Origin of the sequence: Embleya sp. NPDC059213 (genome assembly GCF_042754445.1) — a bacterium.
Lineage (GTDB): Bacteria > Actinomycetota > Actinomycetes > Streptomycetales > Streptomycetaceae > Embleya.
The window spans coordinates 23,925-44,359 of sequence record NZ_JBHZAV010000049.1 but is presented as its reverse complement, the minus strand read 5'-3'; the positions used below and the strand labels follow the sequence as shown (position 1 = coordinate 44,359).

15 protein-coding genes are annotated in these 20,435 nt (G+C 72.3%); 10 read left to right on the top strand and 5 right to left on the bottom strand.

Annotated elements, in window-relative coordinates; translation table 11 throughout:
• Positions 1 to 34 precede the first annotated feature (34 nt).
• On the top strand, positions 35 to 3,109 hold the full coding sequence (locus ACFXMF_RS19960) for a sacsin N-terminal ATP-binding-like domain-containing protein (RefSeq protein WP_360316360.1): 3,075 nt from the start codon (positions 35 to 37) through the stop codon (positions 3,107 to 3,109).
• Positions 3,110 to 3,149: 40 nt separating this feature from the next.
• Here the strand turns inward: ACFXMF_RS19960 and ACFXMF_RS19955 are convergent, their stop codons facing one another.
• Complete coding sequence (locus ACFXMF_RS19955) at positions 3,150 to 5,522, bottom strand: cation-translocating P-type ATPase (RefSeq protein WP_379989847.1); 2,373 nt, start codon at positions 5,520 to 5,522, stop codon at positions 3,150 to 3,152.
• A 128-nt stretch (positions 5,523 to 5,650) separates the two neighbouring features.
• A complete protein-coding gene (locus ACFXMF_RS19950; RefSeq protein WP_360316354.1) occupies positions 5,651 to 6,328 on the bottom strand; it encodes a DUF2530 domain-containing protein in 678 nt (225 codons plus the stop codon).
• A gap of 175 nt (positions 6,329 to 6,503) precedes the next feature.
• On the opposite strand from ACFXMF_RS19950, the gene ACFXMF_RS19945 reads away from it, so the two are divergent.
• The 6 genes from ACFXMF_RS19945 (at position 6,504) to ACFXMF_RS19920 (ending at position 12,305) form a co-directional block, all read left to right on the top strand.
• Positions 6,504 to 7,958: an NCS2 family permease gene (locus ACFXMF_RS19945; protein WP_360316351.1), complete on the top strand. Its 1,455-nt coding sequence runs from the start codon at positions 6,504 to 6,506 to the stop codon at positions 7,956 to 7,958.
• 248 nt (positions 7,959 to 8,206) lie between these two features.
• A complete protein-coding gene (locus ACFXMF_RS19940) occupies positions 8,207 to 8,608 on the top strand; it encodes a MarR family transcriptional regulator (RefSeq protein WP_360316348.1) in 402 nt (133 codons plus the stop codon).
• A 32-nt stretch (positions 8,609 to 8,640) separates the two neighbouring features.
• The gene (locus ACFXMF_RS19935; protein WP_379989849.1) at positions 8,641 to 10,035 is read left to right on the top strand and encodes an MFS transporter; all 1,395 of its coding nucleotides are present in this window, start codon (positions 8,641 to 8,643) and stop codon (positions 10,033 to 10,035) included.
• A gap of 108 nt (positions 10,036 to 10,143) precedes the next feature.
• Positions 10,144 to 10,923 (top strand): maleylpyruvate isomerase family mycothiol-dependent enzyme, encoded by a 780-nt coding sequence (locus ACFXMF_RS19930; RefSeq protein ID WP_360316342.1) that lies wholly within the window; start codon positions 10,144 to 10,146, stop codon positions 10,921 to 10,923.
• Positions 10,920 to 11,072: a hypothetical protein gene (locus ACFXMF_RS19925; RefSeq protein ID WP_360316339.1), complete on the top strand. Its 153-nt coding sequence runs from the start codon at positions 10,920 to 10,922 to the stop codon at positions 11,070 to 11,072. Before ACFXMF_RS19930 ends, ACFXMF_RS19925 begins: the two co-directional genes overlap by 4 nt.
• Positions 11,073 to 11,276: 204 nt before the next feature.
• Complete coding sequence (locus tag ACFXMF_RS19920; protein ID WP_360316337.1) at positions 11,277 to 12,305, top strand: hypothetical protein; 1,029 nt, start codon at positions 11,277 to 11,279, stop codon at positions 12,303 to 12,305.
• A gap of 70 nt (positions 12,306 to 12,375) precedes the next feature.
• Here ACFXMF_RS19920 and serC read toward each other — a convergent pair whose 3' ends face one another.
• The gene (serC, locus tag ACFXMF_RS19915; RefSeq protein WP_360316334.1) at positions 12,376 to 13,494 is read right to left on the bottom strand and encodes a phosphoserine transaminase; all 1,119 of its coding nucleotides are present in this window, start codon (positions 13,492 to 13,494) and stop codon (positions 12,376 to 12,378) included.
• A 161-nt stretch (positions 13,495 to 13,655) separates the two neighbouring features.
• Here serC and ACFXMF_RS19910 point away from each other — a divergent pair, with 161 nt between their 5' ends.
• Together ACFXMF_RS19910 and ACFXMF_RS19905 are read left to right on the top strand one after the other, a co-directional pair.
• Positions 13,656 to 16,505, top strand: a complete 2,850-nt coding sequence (locus tag ACFXMF_RS19910; protein WP_360316331.1) for an FAD-binding and (Fe-S)-binding domain-containing protein — start codon at positions 13,656 to 13,658, stop codon at positions 16,503 to 16,505.
• Between the two features lie 72 nt (positions 16,506 to 16,577).
• Positions 16,578 to 17,009, top strand: a complete 432-nt coding sequence (locus ACFXMF_RS19905; protein WP_360316328.1) for a PPOX class F420-dependent oxidoreductase — start codon at positions 16,578 to 16,580, stop codon at positions 17,007 to 17,009.
• 90 nt (positions 17,010 to 17,099) lie between these two features.
• On the opposite strand, the gene ACFXMF_RS19900 is transcribed toward ACFXMF_RS19905, so the two are convergent.
• Positions 17,100 to 18,047 (bottom strand): threonine/serine dehydratase, encoded by a 948-nt coding sequence (locus ACFXMF_RS19900; RefSeq protein WP_360316325.1) that lies wholly within the window; start codon positions 18,045 to 18,047, stop codon positions 17,100 to 17,102.
• Positions 18,048 to 18,247: 200 nt separating this feature from the next.
• Between ACFXMF_RS19900 and ACFXMF_RS19895 the strand changes: the two genes are divergently transcribed.
• Positions 18,248 to 19,096, top strand: a complete 849-nt coding sequence (locus ACFXMF_RS19895) for a (2Fe-2S)-binding protein (protein ID WP_360316322.1) — start codon at positions 18,248 to 18,250, stop codon at positions 19,094 to 19,096.
• 82 nt (positions 19,097 to 19,178) lie between these two features.
• On the opposite strand, the gene ACFXMF_RS19890 is transcribed toward ACFXMF_RS19895, so the two are convergent.
• Positions 19,179 to 20,288 carry a citrate synthase 2 gene (locus ACFXMF_RS19890; protein ID WP_360316319.1) on the bottom strand — a complete coding sequence of 370 codons (1,110 nt, stop codon included), beginning with the start codon at positions 20,286 to 20,288 and terminating at the stop codon, positions 19,179 to 19,181.
• Between the last annotated feature and the right edge of the window lie 147 nt (positions 20,289 to 20,435).

The following is a 20,435-nucleotide window of genomic DNA, read 5'->3' as shown; positions in this document are numbered from 1 at the left end:
CGGCCACATCCGCGAACGAGGGACGGCGCACGGTATGGGCATCGACGACCGCTTTGGCACCGCTTCGCTTCGGCGAGCCGTACTGGACGCGTGGGCCGCGTCGCCCGCGCGTTTCCGGGAGGACGCGAACGCCGAGGAGGAACTCGCCCTCGGCGGCTACCGCGACCGCCTGGTGGTCGAACTCGCGCAGAACGCCGCCGACGCGGCGGCCCGCGCGGGGGTGCCGGGCCGGCTGCGGCTGACCCTGCGCGACGGCGTGCTGGTCGCGGCCAACACCGGCGACCCGCTGCACGCCCAGGGCGTCGAGGCGTTGTCCACGCTGCGCGCCTCCGCCAAGCGCGACGACGGGCCCGAGGCGGTCGGCCGGTTCGGGGTCGGCTTCGCCGCGGTGCTCGCGGTCACCGACGAGCCGTGCGTGCTCTCGCGCACCGGCGGCGTGCGCTGGTCCCTCCAGGAGGCCCGCGACCTGGTCGCCGAACAGGCTCGGAACAACGCCGGACTGACCGACGAGCTGGCCCGGCGCGACGGCGGTGTGCCGGTGCTGCGGCTGCCGATGCCGGCCGAGGGCACGCCGCCCGAGGACTACGACACCTGCGTGGTGCTGCCGCTGCGCGACGGCGCCGCCGCGGATCTGGCCGCCCGGCTGCTCGCCGAGATCGACGACGCGTTGCTGCTCACCCTGCGCCGGCTCGGCGAGATCGTGATCGAGACCGCGGACGGCGTGCGGACGCTGACCTGCCGGGCCGAGGGCGGCGCCCTCGTGGTGACCGACAACGGCGTGACGACCCGCTGGCGGGTCGGTGAGGACGGCGGCGCGCTGGCGCCCGAACTGCTCGCCGATCGGCCCACAGAGGAGCGCCGGCGGGCCGCCTGGTCGGTGTTGTGGGCGGTCCCGCTGGACGCCGTCGACCAGCCGCGCCGGCCCGACGTACGGCCCGTCGTGCACGCCCCCACGCCCACCGACGAGCCGCTCGGGCTGCCCGCGCTGCTCGTCGCGTCCTTCCCGCTCGACCCGACCCGCCGACACACCGCGCCCGGCCCGCTGCGCGACTTCCTGATCGAGCGCGCCGCCGAGACCTACGCCACGCTGCTGGGCACCTGGCCGACCAGTACGACCGGCATCCTGAGCCTGGTGCCCGGCCCGACCGCCGAGGGCGAGCTGGACGGGTTGTTGCGGCATCGGGTGCTGGCCCGACTCGCCGACACCGCGTTCCTGCCCGCCGCCGCGCCCGCCTCCGAGGCCGAGCCGGACGACCCGGACGCGCTGCTGCTCGATCGGGGCACCGCCGCGCGCGACCGGGACCTGCTGCGTCCGCGCGACGCGGTGCTGATCGAGACGGCGGGCCCGGGCCTGGTCGACGCGCTGGCACCGGTGGTGGCCGGGCTGCTGCCCGCGGGGCTGGATCGCAGCGCGGCCCTGCGGGTGCTGGGGGTGCGTCGGTTGCCGCTGGCCGAAGTGGTCGACCAGTTGGCCGGCATGGATCGGGAGCCGGCCTGGTGGCGGGCCCTGTACGACGCGTTCGACCCGGCCGCCCGGGACGCGCTGGGCGCGCTGCCGGTGCCGCTCGCGGACGGCCGGATCGTGCGCGGGCCGCGCGGGATCCTGCTGCCCGGTCCGGACAGCCCCGACCCGGCCGCGCTCGACGTGCTCCGGCTGCGCGTCGCCCACCCGGACGCGACCCACCCGCTCCTGGAACGGCTGGGCGCGATCCGGGCCACCCCGAGGGCGGTGCTCGCGGACCCGGCGGTGCGCGCGGCGGTGGCCGACAGCGAGGACGGCGACGACATCGCCGACGCGATCCTGGAACTGGTCCGGGCCGCCCGGATCGGCCCCGGCGACGAGCCCTGGTTGTCCGCGCTGCTGCTGCCGGACGCGGACGGCGACGCGGTCCCGGCCGGCGAACTGATGTTGCCCGGCAGCCGGATCGCCGCGGTGGTCGAGCCGGACGCGCTCGGCGTCGTCTACCCGGACCTGGTCGAGCGCTGGGGCGAGGACGTGCTGGAGGCGGTCGGCGTGCTCGGCACCTTCGGCCTGGTCCGGGAGGACGACGTGGTCCTGGACCACGACGGCTGCGATCACGACCTGGACGCCGAGGACGACTGGCTCGACGACGTGCTCGACCACATGCCGGACGACGGGGTGCCGCCGGTGCTGGCGACCTTCGTCGCGGTGCGCGACCTGGACCTGGTCGCGGACGACGCCTGGGACGAGGCGCTGGAGGTGATCGCCACGCCGCCGCTGCGCAGCGCGGTGACCGAGCCGGCGCACGTCCTGCTGCCGGACGGCGGCACGGCCCGGGTGCCCTCCTACACCTCGTGGTGGCTGCGCGGACATCCGGTGCTGGACGGCCGGCGGCCGGCGGGGCTGCTCGCCGCCGACGGGGACCGGCTGCTGCACGGGCTCTACGACGAGGTCCGGGCGAGCCTGGATCCGGTCTTCCTGACGGCCCTGGGCGTGCGTACGACGCTCGCGGCGCTGCTGGCCGACCCGGACGGCCCGGACGAACTTCTGGAGCGTCTGGCGGACCCGGAGCGGCCCGTGACGCGCGACCAGTTGCGGGCGCTGTACACCGCGCTCGCCGACGTCGCACCGGAGCGGTTGTCCGCGCCGGCCGAACTGCGCGGCGTCTCGGGTGGGCGGATGACCGTCGCCGACGTGGCCGACGCGCTGGTGGGCGACGCGCCGGACCTGGCGGCCTTGGTCGCGGACGACGCGGCGCACGTGGTGCTGCCGGTGCGTCCGGATCGTGCCGAGGCGCTGGCCGACCTGCTCGACGTACCGCTGCTGTCCGAGACGATCCCGGGCAAGGTGCTCTCCGAGGGCACGCTGCACGAGGTGCCGGAGGACGTGCTGGCCGCGATGCCGGACGCGCCGAAGGAGTACTACGAGCACGAGGAGCTGATCGTCTCCGGCCCGAACGAGAGCGAACTCGACGCGGACTGGCGCTACGTCGACGGCCGGGTGCACGCCACCACCTTCGAGGGCGTCGCGCGCGGCCTGGCCTGGGCGGCGGGCGAGTGGCACCGCCGCTTCGAGGTCGAACAACTGCTGACCCACCCCGAGAACGCGGACCACTTCGCGACGGAACGCGACTTCGACGGGGTGTGAGCGGGCCTCGGTACGTCGGGGGCGATGGGGGCGCCGGGGCTCAGGCCGCGGTGTCCCCGTCGTTTTCGGGGTGCTCGGTGTCCTCGGTGTTTCGGTGGGCCAGCCAACCCGAGACGTGCCAGCCGACTTCGAGGAGGGCGGCGGCGACCAGGGCGATGCCGACCGCGGTGCCGTTGTTGCCCTGGTGCTGGGGATACAGGGCGAAGAAGTCGGCCACGAACGGGACGTAGAGCGCGATCAGGAAGAGTGCCACCATGGCCGCGATCAGGGCGATCCGCCACCACGTGTAGGGGCGGGCGACGATCGCCAGGATCCAGGTCGCGACCAGGAACAGGGTGATCACCGCGGTGGTGCGGTCCTGGTCGAGGTTCGAGCCGTGGTTGAGGTGGGCCAGCCAGTAGGACAGGAAGGTGGCCAGCGCGGCGACCACGCCGCCGGGGATCGCGAAGCGCAGGACGCGCGGCACGAAGCCGGAGCGGGCCCGTTCGGTGTTCGGGGCGAGGGCGAGGAAGAACGCGGGCACGCCGATGGTGAGCGAGCCGATCAGGGTGAGGTGGCGGGGCAGGAACGGGAAGACCACACTCGCGACGCCGGTGAGCAGCGACAACAGCAGTGCGTAGACGGTCTTGGTCAGGAACAGGTTCGCGACCCGCTCGATGTTGCCGATCACCCGGCGGCCCTCAGCCACCACCGAGGGCAGCGTGGCGAAGCTGTTGTCCAGGAGCACGATCTGCGCGACCGCGCGGCTCGCGCCGCTGCCCGCGCCCATCGCGACGCCGATGTCGGCGTCCTTGAGCGCGAGCACGTCGTTGACGCCGTCGCCGGTCATCGCGACCGTGTGGTCGCGGGCCTGGAGCGCGGCCACCATCGCCCGCTTCTGCTGCGGGGTGACCCGGCCGAACACGGTGTCGTCCTCCAGCGCTCGACCGAGTTCGGTCGGGTCCTGGGGCAACCGGCGGGCGTCCACCGCGTGTTCGGCGCCCGCGAGGCCGAGCTTGGCGGCCACCGCGCCGACCGAGAGCGCGTTGTCGCCGGAGATCACCTTGGTCGCCACCCCCTGATCGGCGAAGTAGCGCAGCGTTGCCGCAGCGTCAGGGCGCAGCCGCTGTTGCAGCACCACCAGCGCGGCGGGACGGGCCCGGCCGCCCGCCTCGTCGGTCAGCGCGTCGGCGGTCGCCAACAGGAGCACCCGCAGCCCCCGCGCGCCGAGTTCGTCCACCTGCGCGAGCACCGGGTGGCCCTCGGGGAGCAGCACATCGGGCGCGCCGAGCAGCCAGGTCCCGTGCCCGGCGAAGCTTGCGCCGCTCCACTTGCGGGCCGAGGAGAACGCGGCGACGTCGGTGACCGGCCAGTTCGGCGGCGCCGGGTAGGCGTCCACGATCGCCTGCAGGCTGGCGTTCGGCCGCGGGTCGGAGGTGCCCAGGGCGCCCAGCGCCGCGTCGACGGGCAGGGTGTCGTCGAGCGGGCGCGTCTCGGCCACGTCCATGCCGCCCTCGGTGAGCGTGCCGGTCTTGTCCAGGCAGACCACGTCGACCCGGGCCAGGCCCTCGATCGCGGGCAGTTCCTGGACCAGGCACTGCTTGCGACCCAGCCGCACCACGCCGACCGCGAACGCGACCGAGGTGAGCAACATCAGGCCCTCGGGCACCATGGTGACCAGGCCCGCGACCATGCCGCGCAGCGCGTTGGGCAGGCCGTCGTGGGTGCGGAGCTGACTGATGATCAGCAGGATGCCCACCGGGATCATCAACCACGTCACGTAGGTGAGGATGCGATCCAGGCCGCGGCGCAGTTCCGAGTCGACCAGGGTGAATCGGCCGGCCTCCTCGGCGAGTTCGGCGGCGTAGGCGTCGCGGCCGACCCTGCCCGCCCGGAAGGCGCCGTTGCCGGCGGCCACGAAGCTGCCGGACATCACCTGGTCGCCGACCTTCTTGTGGACCGGATCGGTCTCGCCGGTGAGCAGCGACTCGTCGAGTTCGAGCGCGTCCGCCTCGACCACCACGCCGTCCACCAGGACCTGTTCGCCCGCGCCGAGTTCGCAGACGTCGTCCAGGACGAGATCGCGTGCGGACAATTCGGCGGTGTGCCCGTCCCGGCGCACCCGGGGCTTGGCCTCGCCGACCACCGCCAGCGCGTCCAGGGTGTGCTTGGCACGCAGCTCCTGGATGATGCCGATCGCGGTGTTGGCCACGATGACCAGGCCGAACAGGCCGTCCTGGATCGGGCCGACGATCAGGATCACCACGAACAGGGTGCCGATGATCGCGTTGAACCTGGTGAGGACGTTGCCCCGGACGATCGCCGAGGTGCTGCGGCTGGACCGGGCCGGCACGTCGTTGACGCGACCGTCCGCGACGCGTTCGGCGACCTGGGCGGCGGTCAGGCCGGGGAGGGTGGCGGGGGCTTCGAGCATGCCCTGACGCTACGTTAGGAAATGGGCTTGATGTCGGATTTTGTATTGTTTGCGATTGCGGTTCGTCGGTCGCGGCTCGTTGCCTGTGGTTGGTGGCTCGTGGTTTGTGGCCTGTGGTGGGGTTGCGGTCAGTCGTCGTTCTGGAGTCGGCGGCAGTACCAGAGACCGAACAGGCCCAGGCCGGAGCCGGCCAGCGCGCACCACGGCCACCACTCCCGGTCCTCGGCGAGCGAGTCGCGCATGAACCACGCGACCACGAACAGGGCGAACCAGATCAGGCTGCCGACGGCGACGAGCTTGATGATGTCGCCCTCGTGCGGAGGGGGCGCGGGGCGCATGCCGGTGTCCGTGTCGGGGGGCTCGGTGTCGTGAGGCTCGGTGGGGCGGGGCTCGGCGGATCGGGGCCGGTCGGGCTCGGCAGGCTCGTCGACGACGGCGGCGAATTCGGCGGTTCCGCCCATGAGGGCCGGATCGGTGGCCGGGTCGTAGGCGCTCGCGCCGTAGGTGGGCACGGGGTGTTCCCCGGAGTACGGCACGGAGTGTTCCCCGGAGGAGTACGGCTCGGGTTGATCCCCGGAGGAGTACTGCACGGGGTGCTCCCCGGACGAGTACGGCTCGTACTCGGCGGGCTCGTACGCGGGCGATGGGTATTCGGTCGGGTCGTAGCCCGTGGGCGGGTACTCGTCCGCCGCCTCGTCGGACGTGTACTCACCGCCGCCGAGCGGGCTGGTGTCCGGGCGCGGTGCGCCCGTGTCGTCCGGATCCGGCGAGGTGCGCCGTCGTTTCCCGCTCCCGTGCCTGCTCACGAAACCTAGGCTACTTGGCCGCCTGTGCCGGTCCCGCGCCCGTCCCGACGAACAAGCGGAAGGGTCGGTTCCGGTTTTTGGTGTGGTGTCTGGCACCCTTTCAAGGTCTCCCGGCACCGGTCCCAGGTGCCGTGTGCGTGTCTCGACCACCCGTTCCCGCGCTCCGAGGATCAGCATGTCCCGCCAGGCCGCCGCTGCGACCGACCCCGAGATTTCGACCGCGCGAAGGGGCGGGCTCGACCGCTTCTTCAAGATCTCGGAGCGTGGCTCGTCGCCGCTGCGCGAGGTGCGTGGTGGTCTCGCCACCTTCTTCGCGATGGCTTACATCATTGTGCTGAATCCCATTATTTTGGGGTCTGCCCAGGATCGATACGGCCATCACCTGTCCCAGCCGCAGTTGGTCACCGCCACCGTTCTGGTCGCCGCGGTGATGACGATCCTGATGGGCCTGGTCGGCAACATGCCGCTCGCGTTGGCCGCCGGGTTGGGCATCAACGCGATGGTCGCGTTCCAGATCGCGCCGCAGACCACGTGGGACGAGGCGATGGGCCTGGTCGTGCTGGAGGGCATCGGCCTGTTGATCCTGGCCGCCACCGGGCTGCGCGAGGCGATCATGAACGCGATCCCGCTGGCCCTCAAGCAGGCGATCGGGGTCGGCATCGGTTTGTTCGTGACCCTGGTCGGCCTGGTCAGCGCGGGTGTGGTGACCAGGGTCCCGGACGACGTGCACAGCACCGTGCCGGTCGCGCTGGGCAGTGGCGGCACGCTCAAGGGCTGGCCCGCCGTGGTCTTCTGCTTCGGGCTGCTGCTCACGTTCGTGCTGGTCGTGCGCAAGGTGCCGGGCGCGATCCTGATCGGCATGGTCGCCTCGACCGCGCTCGCGGTGATCGTGCACCAGGCGGCCGGTCTGGACAAGGCGACCTGGGGGCTGACCGCGCCCGAGGCGAACGGTGTCGTGGACACACCCGACTTCGGACTGATCGGCAATGTGGACCTGTTCGGCGCGTTCGGTCGGGTCGGCTTCATCACCGCGTCGTTGCTGATCTTCACGCTGCTGCTGTCGAACTTCTTCGACGGCATGGGCACCATCATCGGGGTCAGCCGCGAGGCCGGACTGCTCGACGAGCAGGGCAGGGTGCCGAATCTGGGCCGCATCCTGACGGTGGAGTCGGTGGGCGCGATCGCCGGTGGTGGCGCCTCGGCGTCCTCCAACACGGTCTTCGTGGAATCCACGGCGGGGGTCGGCGAAGGGGCCCGGACCGGGTTGGCCAACCTGGTCACCGGTGGCCTGTTCGCGCTCGCGCTGCTGTTCACGCCGTTGGCGAAGCTGGTGCCGGCGCAGGCCGCCACGCCGGCGCTGGTGGTGGTCGGCGCGTTGATGATGACGCAGATCAAGCACATCGAGTGGGACGACCTGACGGTCGCGGCGCCGGCGTTCGTGACGATCGCGCTGATGCCGTTCACGTACAGCATCACCACCGGGATCGGTGCGGGGTTCGTGCTGTATGTGGTGCTGCGGACTGCGGTGGGCCGGGCGCGGGAGATTCCGGTGTTGTTGTGGGTCGTTTCGGGGTTGTTTGTGGTGCATTTTGCTATTGATCCGATTGAGCAGGTTTTGGGGGTCAAGTAGGGGGCTGGGTCGGGGGCGCCGGCGCGCCGGGTCGGGGCCGCATTCGGGAGCTGGGGCGAAGTCTGAGACTGCGGGCTCGGAAGTGGGGGTGGCGGGTGGGCGGTGCTGGGGCTTTGTCGGGGGTGGGCGGCCGGTTGTGGCCTGCTGGTGTCTTCGGGAATATCTCCGGGGGGCAAACCATTGGAAGTTAGCGAGAGTAAAGAGTTAAGCTAAACAACGTGTCCCCGTCCGAACCCGACCGTGCCACGGTGGCTGCTCTCCGTGCCTCGGTGCTGAAGCTCTCCCGTCGCCTGCGCAATCAGCGGGCCGACGAGACGCTGAGCCCCACCCAGCTTTCGGTGTTGACCGTGCTCGTTGTGCGCGGCGCCATGACTCCGGGTGAACTCGCCCGGCAGGAAAAGGTGCAACCGCCTTCGATGACACGGGTGATCGCCGGCTTGGAGGAGCGCGGCCTGGTGCGGCGTGAGCCGCACCCCGACGACCGCAGGCAGGTCGTGGTCTCCGCGACCGAGCCCGCCGCCGCCGTGGTGGAGGAGAACCGCAGGCTGGGCAACGCCTGGCTGGCGGAGAACCTGTCCCGGCTCACGCCCGAGGAGAACGAGGCGTTGCGCGCGGCCCTGCCGGTGCTGGAGAAGTTGGCGCAGGCCTAGGAGCCCGGCGCGCAGGCTCGACGGCCTTGCGTGTGCGGGAATCCGCGCGCCCCGCGTCGTGGTCGGTTCAGGGACGGGATGTTCATCCGGCCCAGGCCGACCGTACGACGAAGGGGGAGCCCGTGGCGGCGACAGCCGGCACCTTCTCATCACTACGAAACCGCAACTTCCGGCTGTTTGCCGCGGGGCAGACAGTGTCGAACACGGGTACCTGGATGCAACGCATCGCCCAGGACTGGCTCGTGCTCAAGCTCACCGGCAGCGCGACCGCGCTCGGGGTGACCACCGGGCTGCAATTCCTGCCCATGCTGTTGTTCGGCCTGTGGGGCGGCGTGATCGCCGACCGCTACCGCAAGCGCCTGTTGTTGATCGGTACGCAGACCGTGATGGGTCTGCTCGCCGCCGTGATGGCGGTGCTGGTGTTGAGCGATGCCGTCCAGGTGTGGCACGTGTGGCTGCTCGCGTTCGGACTGGGCATGGCCACCGCGGTGGACAACCCCGCGCGGCAGGCGTTCGTGATCGAGATGGTCGGCCGCAAGGACCTGGCCAACGCGGTCAGCCTGAACTCGGCGAACTTCCAGCTCGCCCGGATCGTCGGCCCCGCGGTCGGCGGCCTGCTGATCACCGCGATCGGCACCGGCTGGGTGTTCGCGGTCAACGCGGTGTCCTACATCGCGGTGTTGCTCGGCCTGCTGGCCATGCGCGAGTCGGAACTGCGCACGATGCCGGTGGTGCCGCGCGAGAAGGGACAACTCCGCGAGGGGCTGCGCTATGTGCGCGGTCGGCCCGACCTGCTCGTGGCGATCGCCCTGGTCGGCTTCATCGGCACCTTCGGCTACAACTTCGCGGTCACCCTGGCGACCTTCTCCAACGACGTCTTCCACGCCGGACCCGGCTCGTTCGGGCTGCTCAACACGGTGTTCGCGGTCGGCTCGCTGGCGGGTGCCCTGTTCGCGGCCAAGCGTGGCCGGACCCGGCTGCGGGTGCTGGTCGGTGCCGCGATCGTGTTCGGACTGCTGGAGACGATCGCCGCGCTGATGCCCGGCTACTGGAGCTTCGCGCTGCTGCTGGTGCCGATCGGGATCGCCGGGCTGACCTTCAACACGGCGGCGAACTCGACCGTGCAACTCGGCAGCGATCCGGCGATGCGCGGTCGGGTGATGGGCATCTACATGCTCGTCTTCATGGGCGGCACCCCGCTGGGCGGCCCCCTGACCGGGTGGCTGGCGGAGAGCTTCGGGCCACGTACCGGTTTGCTCGTGGGCGGCCTGATCTCGTTGGCCGCGGCGCTCGTGGTGGGCGTGCTGCTCGCCCGGCATGCCGGAATCCGGCTGCGGCCGAGCACCGTGGTGCGGGCGATGCGGCCGGCGAAGCCCGCCGTCTCGGCGACACGGTCGGAGTTCGGTAATCCTGTGGTCAAGATCTGACAGAGTGTCAGCACGAGTGTGCGACACACCTTTTCTTGACGTGGGATTCACACTCAGGGGTGACGCAGGCCATCGACACGTCACCCGAAACGCTGGAATCCTCGATGGATGGACTACGTGCGGTTCCAGCACCTGTTCCAGGCGGAAGGTCTCCGTCTGGGCCAGGCGGCCGTCACGGACATGGACGCGCCGGTACCGTCCTGTCCCGGTTGGACGGTCGCCGACGTCGTACGACATTCCGTGCTCATGTACACCGATGCAGCCGGGCAACTACGCCCGCAGCACCGCCCGGTCGGGGGCGACCCGCTCCCGGTCGCGGGCAGCGCAACCAAGGGGGATCTGCTCGACACCTACACCCGGGCGCACGCGGCGCTCGTGACCGAGATGGCCCGGCGGGACCCGCTCGACCCGATCGAGGGGGAGAACCTCGACCCGGGCGTGGCGGAGGGCGTGGACGGCGACGGGCCCGACCCGGGCACCGCCGGCTTCCTGATCCGTCGGATGGCGCGCGAGGCCGCGGTGCACCGCGCCGACATCGAGATGGCCGTCGGCACCCCGGGACCGCTGGACGCCCAGCAGTCCCTGGACGGCATCGACGAGGTGCTGGGCGTACTGCTCCCGGCGCACTACGACGGCAGCGCGCGCGACGGCGCGAGCGGGCGCACGATCGGCGTGCACAGCAACCGGCACCACTGGCGGCTGACCATGCAGCGCTCCGGCGTGGCCATGTCCCGCGACCAGGGGTTCGCGGACGCGGCCGTCAGCGGCGAGCCCGCCGAACTGTTGCTCTACCTGTGGGGCCGACGCCCCGGCACGGTCGTCTCGCAGACCGGCGACCGCACCGTGCTCGCCGCCTTCCGGCGCAGGCTGGCGGTGTCGATGGTGTGACCGCGAGCGCGGGCGCCCGGCCGGAATTCGACCGCGCGCCCGCGCCGCGTAGTCTCTGGGGCGTGAATCCCCGCACCAGAACCCGCATCGTCACGGCCACCCTGGCCCTCCTGCTCATCGCCGTGATCATCGGTGCCCTGATGCGTTGAGGCACCGACGCCGGACCCGGCGCGGCGCGAACTCGCGTGTCGTCGCCGGGGCCGGCCCCGATGCACGGCGATCCGCGACGCATGCGACCGAGCTGTCACAAAGTGCCGCCGCCTCGACGGTGATCGGGGCCGGGCCGGCAGGCTGGACCCCATGACAGGACGGGACGGGTGAAGCGGGTGGGACGGGGCCGGGTGGGACGCGGGATGCGCGGCTTCGGAGCCCTGGCGGCCGCCGCCGCCCTGGTGATGGCGATACCGGCGTCGGCGGTGGCCGACGCGGACGTGTTGTTCACCATCAAGGACGAGCGGATCACCGAGTCCAGCGGCCTGGTGGCCAGTTTGCGGCACCCGGACGTCTATTGGACGCACAACGACAGCTCGGACGCGCCCAGGATCTACGCGATCGGCAAGGACGGCGCCACCAAGGCGACCATCACGCTGTCCGGCGTGGACGCGCGGGACTGGGAAGCGATCACCGTTGGCAAGGACGACGCGGGCAATCCGGCGGTGTTCGTCGGCGACATCGGCGACAACCTGCACGGCAAATGGCCCGAGGTGTGGATCTACCGCTTCGCCGAACCCGCGACGCTGGCCGACGCGACGGTCAAGGCGACCAAATTCCGGGTGAAGTACGACAACGGTCCGCGCGACGCCGAGGCGCTGCTGCTGGATCCGCGGACGAACAAGCTGTACATCGCCAGCAAGGAGGGCGAGGGCGGCCTGTACGAGCAGCCCGAGCAGCTCTCCTCGACGGGGGTCAACACGTTCAAGCGGATCGCCGCCGGCGGCTCGACGGTGACCGACGGCGCGTTCGCGCCGGACGGCTCCCGGTTCGTGCTGCGCGGCTACTTCTCCGCGACCGTGTTCGCCGCGCCCGGCAAGGAATTGGCCGGGGTCGGCGTGCCGATCCAGCGCCAGGGCGAATCGGTGGCGTGGAGTCGGGACGGCAAGGAGCTGTTGTTCGGCAGCGAGGGCAAGGGCAGTCAGGTCCGCCGGGTCGAGCTCAAGGGCGACAACCGCCCGGACCTGGTGCGCAACGCGCCCGGCGGCAAGCCCGGCTCCGGCTCGGACGGCGGGGGTGCCGCGGACGCGACCACGTCCGCCGGCGACGAGAGCGGGGGCGAGTCCGTCGCGGACAAGGCCAAGACCTACAGCCCGGTGCTGCTGGCCGTGGTCGGCCTGGGAGTGCTGTTCTTCGCGTACCGGCGGCTGGGCGGCCGGAACGGGGACTGAGCGGGAACGGGCCGCCGCCCCGGACCGAGGTGGTCCGGGGCGGCGGCCCGTCAGGCTTCGCGGACGCGGATCAGAGCTGCTCGATCACGTAGTCGACGCACGCGGTCAGCGCCTCGACGTCGGCCGGCTCGACGGCCGGGAACATCGCCACCCGGAGCTGGTTGCGGCCCAGCTTGCGGTAGGGCTCGGTGTCCACGATGCCGTTCGCGCGCAGCACCTTGGCCACCGCGGCGGCGTCCACCGAGTCGGCGAAGTCGATCGTGCCGACGACCTGGGAGCGGGCCGCCGGGTCGGTCACGAACGGGCTCGCGTACGCGGACTTCTCGGCCCACCCGTACAGCCGGCTCGACGAGTCGGCGGTGCGCGCGACGGCCCAGTCCAGGCCGCCCTGCCCGTTGATCCAGTCGAGCTGGTCGGCGAGCAGGAACAGCGTGCTCAGCGCCGGCGTGTTGTAGGTCTGGTCCTTGACCGAGTTGTCGATCGCGGTGGCCAGGTCGAAGAACGGCGGGATGTAGCGGTCCGACGCGGCGATCCGCTGCGCGCGCTCCAGCGCGGCCGGCGAGAACGCGGCGAGCCACAGACCGCCGTCGGCGGCGAAGTTCTTCTGCGGTGCGAAGTAGTAGACGTCGGTCTCGGCCGCGTCCACCGGCAGGCCGCCCGCCGCGGAGGTCGCGTCGACCAGCACCAGCGAGCCCGCGTCGGCGCCGGCCGGTCGGGCGATCGGCATCGCGACGCCGGTCGAGGTCTCGTTGTGGGTCAGGGCGTATACGTCCACGCCCGCCTCGGCCTGCGGCAGCGGGTGCGTGCCGGGCTCCGCCTTGAGTACCGTCGGCTCGTCCAGCCACGGCGCGGCCTTGACCGACGTGGCGAACTTGGAGGAGAACTCGCCGAACGACAGGTGCTGGGACTTGCGCTCGACCAGGCCGAATGCGGCGATGTCCCAGAAGGCGGTGGCACCACCGTTGCCCAGGATCACCTCGTATCCCTCGGGCAGGGAGAACAGGCTGCCGACACCTTCGCGAACCCGGCGCACCAGGTTCTTCACCGGCGCCTGCCGGTGGGAGGTGCCCAGGAGAGAGGTACCGGTCGCCGCGAGAGCGGCGAGTGCCTCGGGGCGTACCTTGGACGGGCCCGAACCGAACCGGCCGTCGGCGGGCATGAGCGCTGCGGGAATCTGGATCTCGGCCACGCGAAGAGCGTAGTCGCGCCCGATTCGCGAGTGACGCGCATTCCGAACAATGAGACGATCCCGCCCACCATGCGAGCATTCGCCGTCTCGACGGCCGGCCGACCCGCCGCGCCCGACCGGGTCCGGCGACCCGAGCGCCCGGCACGCGCGAGGATGACGGGGTGACGGCACAGTTCGGGGACCTCGAAGACGCGTTGCGGGCACGAGTGCGGGGCGAGGTCCGGTTCGACCCGCAGGCCCGCGCGCTGTACTCGATGGACGCCTCCAACCACCGCAACGTGCCGCCGGGGGTGGTCGCGCCGCTGGACGCCGAGGACGTGCTCGCCGCGCTCGCGGTGTGCCACGAGCTGGGGGCGCCGGTCACCGTGCGCGGCGGCGGCACCAGCATCGCCGGGCAGGCCACCGGCAACGGCGTGGTCCTGGACCTGGCCCGGCACCTGAACCGGATCCACCACGTCGACCCGGCGAACCGGATCGCGCACGTCGAGCCCGGCGTCGTGCTCGACGACCTGCGCCGCGCGGCCGGCCGACACGGACTCACCTTCGGCCCGGACCCCTCCACGCACAGCCGCTGCACGCTCGGCGGCATGATCGGCAACGACGCGTGCGGGTCGCACTCGGTCGCCTGGGGCCGGACGAGCGCCAACGTGGAATGGCTCGACGTCGCGACCATGGACGGCACCCGGATGCGGGTCGGCCGCGATCAGCCGGTGCCCACGACCGGCCGCGCCGCCGAGATCCACGCCGCGCTCGCCGAACTCGCCGACGCCAACCTGGCGTTGATCCGGCGGGGCTTCCCGGCCCTGCCGCGTCGGGTCTCCGGTTACGCCCTGGACCGGCTGCTGCCCGAGCACGGGCGCGACCTGGCCCGGGCCCTGGTCGGCACCGAGGGCACCTGCGCGGTGGTGCTCGGGGCCGGCCTGCGCCTGGTCGAGGCGCCCCGGGCCCGCGCCCTGGTGGTGCTGGGCTTTGCGGACGACTTCGCCGCGGCGGACGCGGCGCCCGCTCTGCTGCCGTATGGGCCGCTGACCGTGGAGAGCCTGAGCGCGGGCCTGGTCGCGTTGGCCGCGTCCGCCCGCGAGGTCGAACTGCCGCCCGGCGCGGCCTGGTTGTTCGTCGAGTTCGGCGGCGACTCGATCGCCGAGGCGGTGGCCCGGGCGCACGCGTCGGCCGGCTCCGGACCGGCTCGGGTGGTCACCGACCCGGCGGAACAGCGGGCGTTGTGGCGGATCCGCGAGGAGGCGTCCGGCACCGCGACCCGGATGGCGGACGGCTCCGAGGCGTGGCCGGGCTGGGAGGACACCGCCGTGCCGCCCGAGCGGCTCGGCGCGTACCTGCGCGCGTTGGCCGAGCTGATGGACCGGCACGAGTTGCGCGGACTGCCCTACGGCCACTTCGGCGAGGGGTGTGTGCACATCCGGATCGACTTCGACCTGCTCACCACCCGCGGCGTCGCGGCGTTTCGGGCGTTCTCGTCCGACCTGGCGGACCTGGTCGTCGCGCACGGCGGCTCACTGTCCGGGGAACACGGCGACGGGCAGGCCCGGGCCGAGTTCCTGCCCCGGATGTACGGACCGGAGATCGTCGAACTGTTCGGCGCCTTCAAGGCGATCTGGGATCCGGCGGGATTGTTGAACCCGGGCATCCTGGTTCGTCCACACCCTGTGGACGGCAATCTGCGCTTCACCGGGACGCGTACGCCGGTGTCGGTGGAGTTCGGCTATCCGGCGGACGGCGGCGACTTCGCGGCGGCGGTGCGTCGCTGTGTGGGGGTGGGCAAGTGCCGCGAGTCGGCGGACACCTCCTCGGGCGGGGTGATGTGCCCGTCGTACCGGGTCACCGGCGAGGAGGCGCACTCGACCCGCGGACGCGCCCGGTTGTTGCACGAGATGCTGATCGGCGACGTGATCACCGACGGCTGGCGCTCCACCGAGGTGCGCGACGCGCTCGACCTGTGCCTGTCCTGCAAGGGCTGCCGCAGCGACTGTCCGGTGGATGTGGACATGGCCACCTACAAGGCCGAGTTCCTGCACCACCACTATCGGGGTCGACTGCGGCCGGCGGCGCACTACGTGCTGGGCAACCTGCCGCTGTGGGCCCGCGCGGTGGGTGCGGTGCCCGGTCTGGCGGGCGTGATCGACGCGGCGGCGCGGGTGCCGGCGCTGCGCCGGGCCGCGCTCGGTGCGGCCGGGCTCGATCGCACTCGGGAGATCCCGTCGCCGGCCGCCGAGCCGTTCACCCGCTGGTGGCGCGATCGGCCGCGTGCGAAGGGTGGTTCGCGACCGCGCGTGGTGTTGTGGCCGGACACCTTCACCAACCGTTTCCGGCCCGAGGTCGGGCGCGCCGCGGTCGAGGTGCTGGAGGCCGCAGGGCTGGAGGTGGTGGTGCCGCCGGGGTCGGTGTGTTGCGGCCTGACCTGGGTCTCGACCGGGCAACTGGGCATCGCCCGAAGGGTGATGGGCCGCACGGTGCGCGTTCTGCGGCCGGCGATCGAGGCCGGACTGCCGATCGTGGGCCTGGAACCGTCCTGCGCGGCGGCGCTGCGCACCGACGTACCCGAGCTGCTCGGCCCGGCCGCGGCCGGTCTGGCGGACTCGGTCAAGACCTTCGCCCAGGCCCTGGAGGAGTACGCGCCGCACTGGTCGCCGCCGGTGCTGGATCGCCCGGTGACCGGCCAACTGCACTGCCACCAGCACGCGGTGCTCGGCGACGCGGCCGATCGCCGGCTGCGTGCGCGCGCCGGGTTGACCGGCGAACTCGCGGGCGGTTGTTGCGGGTTGGCGGGCAACTTCGGGTACGAGGCGGCGCACGGCGAGTTGTCGCGCGCGGTCGCGGCGGACCGCCTGCTGCCCGCGCTGGAGGCCGCCGGGCCGGATGCGGTGACCCTGGCGGACGGGTTCAGTTGCCGTACCCAGATCACCCACGTGAGCGACCGCCGGCCGCTGCACCTGGCCGAACTCCTGGCCGCCGCATTGCCCCCGGGCCCCGGGCGCGCGGAATCCGGCGGGTGAGTCGGCCCCGCCCACGTCACCCGGCCGGACGCGGCGGGGAATGTCGGCGGGCGACGGCGACTTGGCATCGGCATGACCGACACGTCGTTCAACCCACGCACGCTGCTCGCGGAAAGCCGACTCGGCGTCCTCGCCACGATCAAGTCGGACGGCCGCCCCCAGCTTTCCCCCGTCATGCCCTTCTACGACCCCGAGACCGGCCTCCTCTACGTCTCGATGACCGAGGGCCGCGCCAAGACGGCGAACCTGCGCCGCGATCCACGAGCCGCCCTGGAGGTCACCGGCCCCGACGGCCGCTCATGGGCCACCGCCGAGGGCACGGTGACCCTGACCGGGCCGGGGGCCACGCCCGACGGCCCGGAGGTCGAGGCCCTGGTGGACTACTACCGCCACGCCGCCGGCGAGCACCCGAACTGGACCGAATACCGCGCGGTGATGGTGGCCGACCGCCGAGTGCTGATGACCATGACGGTCGACCACGTCTACGGCGCCGACCTCGGCTGAGCCCGACCCGGGATCGTCACCCGATACCGAAACGGCCACCGCACGACCGTGCTCGCGCGGTGGCCGCCCGTGCGGCGTCGGGCGCCGGGTTCAGACCAGGTCACCCGGGTCGGTGTTGGCGCCGCACAGTATGACGGCGACCTTTTCCCCCTGGGCCGGGGCGTAGGCACCGGTGGAGAGGGCGGCCAGGGCCGTGGCGGCGGCGGGTTCGACGACGATGCGGAAGTTGTCCCACAGGGCCTGACGGGATTCGATGATGGCCTTGTCGGAGACCAGGACCGAGAACGCGCCGGTGCGTCGTGCCGTCGCCAGGGCCGTGCGGGAGACCCGGCGCGCGCCCAGCGAGTCGGCGGCGATCGAGTCGGTCGGCACGTCCACGACCTCGCCGGCCTCCAGGGCGGCGTTGAGCGCGCGGCAGTGTTCCGGTTCGACCGCGACCGTGCGGATCCCGTGTTCCTCGGCTGCGGTCGCCACGCCCGCGAACAGGCCGCCGCCGCCGACCGAGACGATGATCGTGTCCAGTTTCCCGGGTACGCCCGCCACCATCTCCGGCACCAGCGTGCCCGCGCCCGCGGCGATCAGCGGGTTGTCGTACGCGTGCGACAACAGCGCGCCGGTCTCGTCGGCGTAGCGCCGCGACGCCTCCAACGCGTCCGCGTACTCGCGGCCCACCAGCAGCACGTCCGCGCCGTACGTACGCAGCCGCTCCACCTTGATCCGCGGCGCGGTCTCCGGCAGGAACACCGTCGCGCGCACGCCCGCGCCACGCGCCGCCCACGCGCACGCGAGGCCCGCGTTGCCGCCGGAGGCGATCACCACGCCGGCCTCGGGCATGGTGCCCGCCTCGATGTGCGCGGTGGTGAAGTTCGCCGCGCCGCGGGCCTTGAACGATCCGGTGTGCTGGATGTACTCCAACGCGAGCCACACGTGCGGCGACGGGTGAATCGGCATCATGGTGACCGGTTGGGTCTGGCCCACGATGCGTTCGGCGGCGTTCCTGATGTCGCCGTAGGTCAGTTCGGGCGTGGCGGTATCCATGACGCCCGACCCTATGGCTTGGCCGCCCGCCCGGGCCCGCGTCGGCTGCGCGCCTCCGGGCGGCAGCGCGTCCGCAGGGCGCGCGAGGCGATCGTGCGCCCCGCGGTGGCATCGGCCGACCGGGTGGGGTCGCGGCGTGTGATCGCACTCTCGGGCGCATCATGTGGACAGTCTGGTTAGGCAAGCCTTACCTTCGGATCATGACGTTGCTCGATCTTCGGCAGCTCGCACCGTGCCCCGCGTTCGCGGAGACCTTCCGGGCGCTCGGGGCCGCGTGCCCGCTGATCGCGGTCGAGCCCGGGCGTCCGGGAGCGGACCTGCTGCACGCCTCGCGGCTGGCGAGCGACCCCGACGTGATCGCCGGCGCGCTGGCCGCCGAACGGCGGCGCATCCTCGCGACGCTCGACGCCGAACCACGCGCCGACGCGATCGCGATGTGGGCCCTGCACGGCTACGCGTGGTACGCGTGCCTGATGCTCGCCGGGCCCTGGTTCCTCGGTCGCCGCGTCCCGCTGGTGAGCCTGGACGAGGTATGGATCGACCTCGGATCCGAACGGTCCAACCGCTGCTTCACGGTCACCTCGAACACCTTCGCGTGCCTGCCCGACGACCCGGACGCGGGCGCCGCCGGCGCCCGCGTGGTCGCCGACCAGGCCGCGCTGCGAGCCGAGCTGTTGCGCACGGTGTCCGCGCACCTGGAGCCGCTGCTCGGCGCCTTCCGGCCGCACCTGCGCCGGGGCGAGCGGGTGTTGTGGGGCATGGTGGCGGACGAACTGGTGAGCGCCGTCTGGTATCTGGGCCGCATGCTCGGCGAGGCCGAGGGCGAGCGCGCGGTCCGCGAACTCGGCGAACTGCTCCCCGGCGACACCGGCCGGTTCAAGCGCGACGCGGGCTTTCGCACCCTGCGCGGCACCGAGGGCCGCACCCACTGCAACCGCACCCAGAGCGTGTGCTGTCTGTGGTACACCGTCGACCCCGACGCCCTGTGCGGCACCTGCCCCCGCGCCGACGACGCCCGCCAGGTGGCCATCCTGGAGGGCCGCGCCTGACCGGTGCCGCGCGGCGGACACGACGGAACCCCGCACCCCCTGCGGGGGACGGGGCTCCGGATGAGCGTCGAGCACTCATACCTCAGGTCAGGTTGCGGACCGTGTCGTCGTAACCCGCGACCTCGGTGATCGGGCGGGTGCCCGGGCCGATGTACAGGGCGGCCGGCCGCACCAGGCGCGAGGTGCGCTTGTGCTCCAGGATGTGCGCACTCCACCCGGCGGTCCGGGCGCAGGTGAACATCGAGGTGAACATGTGCGCCGGAACCTCGGCGAAGTCCAGCATCACTGCGGCCCAGAACTCCACGTTGGTGGCCAGGATCCGGTCGGGGCGCCGAGCCTGAAGCTCCTCCAACGCCGCCTTCTCCAGCGCCGCGGCCACCTCGTAGCGAGGCGCCCCCAGCTCCTTGGCCGTGCGCCGCAACACGCGCGCGCGGGGGTCCTCGGCCCGGTAGACCCGGTGACCGAAGCCCATCAGGCGCTCGCCGCGATCGAGGACGCCCTTGACGTACGCCGTGGCGTCGCCGGTGCGCTCGATCTCCTCGATCATGTGCAGCACGCGCGAGGGCGCACCACCGTGCAGCGGGCCGGACATCGCGCCGACCGCGCCGGACAGACACGCGGCGACGTCGGCACCGGTGCCCGCGATCACACGCGCGGTGAACGTCGAGGCGTTCATGCCGTGCTCGGCCGCCGACGTCCAGTAGGCGTCGACCGCCTTGACGTGCTGCGGGTCCGGCTCGCCGCGCCAGCGGATCATGAAGCGCTCGACGATGGTCTGTGCCTTGTCGATCTCGCTCTGCGGCACCATCGGCTTCTCCAGGCCGCGGGCCGACTGGGCGACGTACGACAGCGCCATCACGGCGGCCCGGGCCAGGTCGTCCCGCGCCTGGGCGTCGTCGATGTCGTGCAGCGGTTTCAGACCCCACACCGGAGCGAGCATGGCCAGCGCGCTCTGCACGTCCACGCGGACATCGCCCGAATGGATCGGGATCGGAAACGGTTCGGCCGGCGGCAGGCCGGGGTTGAACGCCCCGTCCACCAGCAGGCCCCAGACATTGCCGAACGAGACGTGGCCGACGAGGTCCTCGATGTCCACACCTCGGTACCGGAGCGCGCCACCCTCCTTGTCGGGTTCGGCGATCTCCGTCTCGAACGCTATGACTCCTTCGAGCCCGGGTACGAACTCGGACATCAGGCGGCTCCTCATGCGATCTCGACTGACTTGTGGTCCTTCATACCCCGCACTGCCACACCGTGTCTTCCCCCGAACGAGGCCGGGGCGCCGGGTGCCGATCATGCTCCGCACGCCGGGTCCACCGGTGTCTCGGGGAGGTGTTCC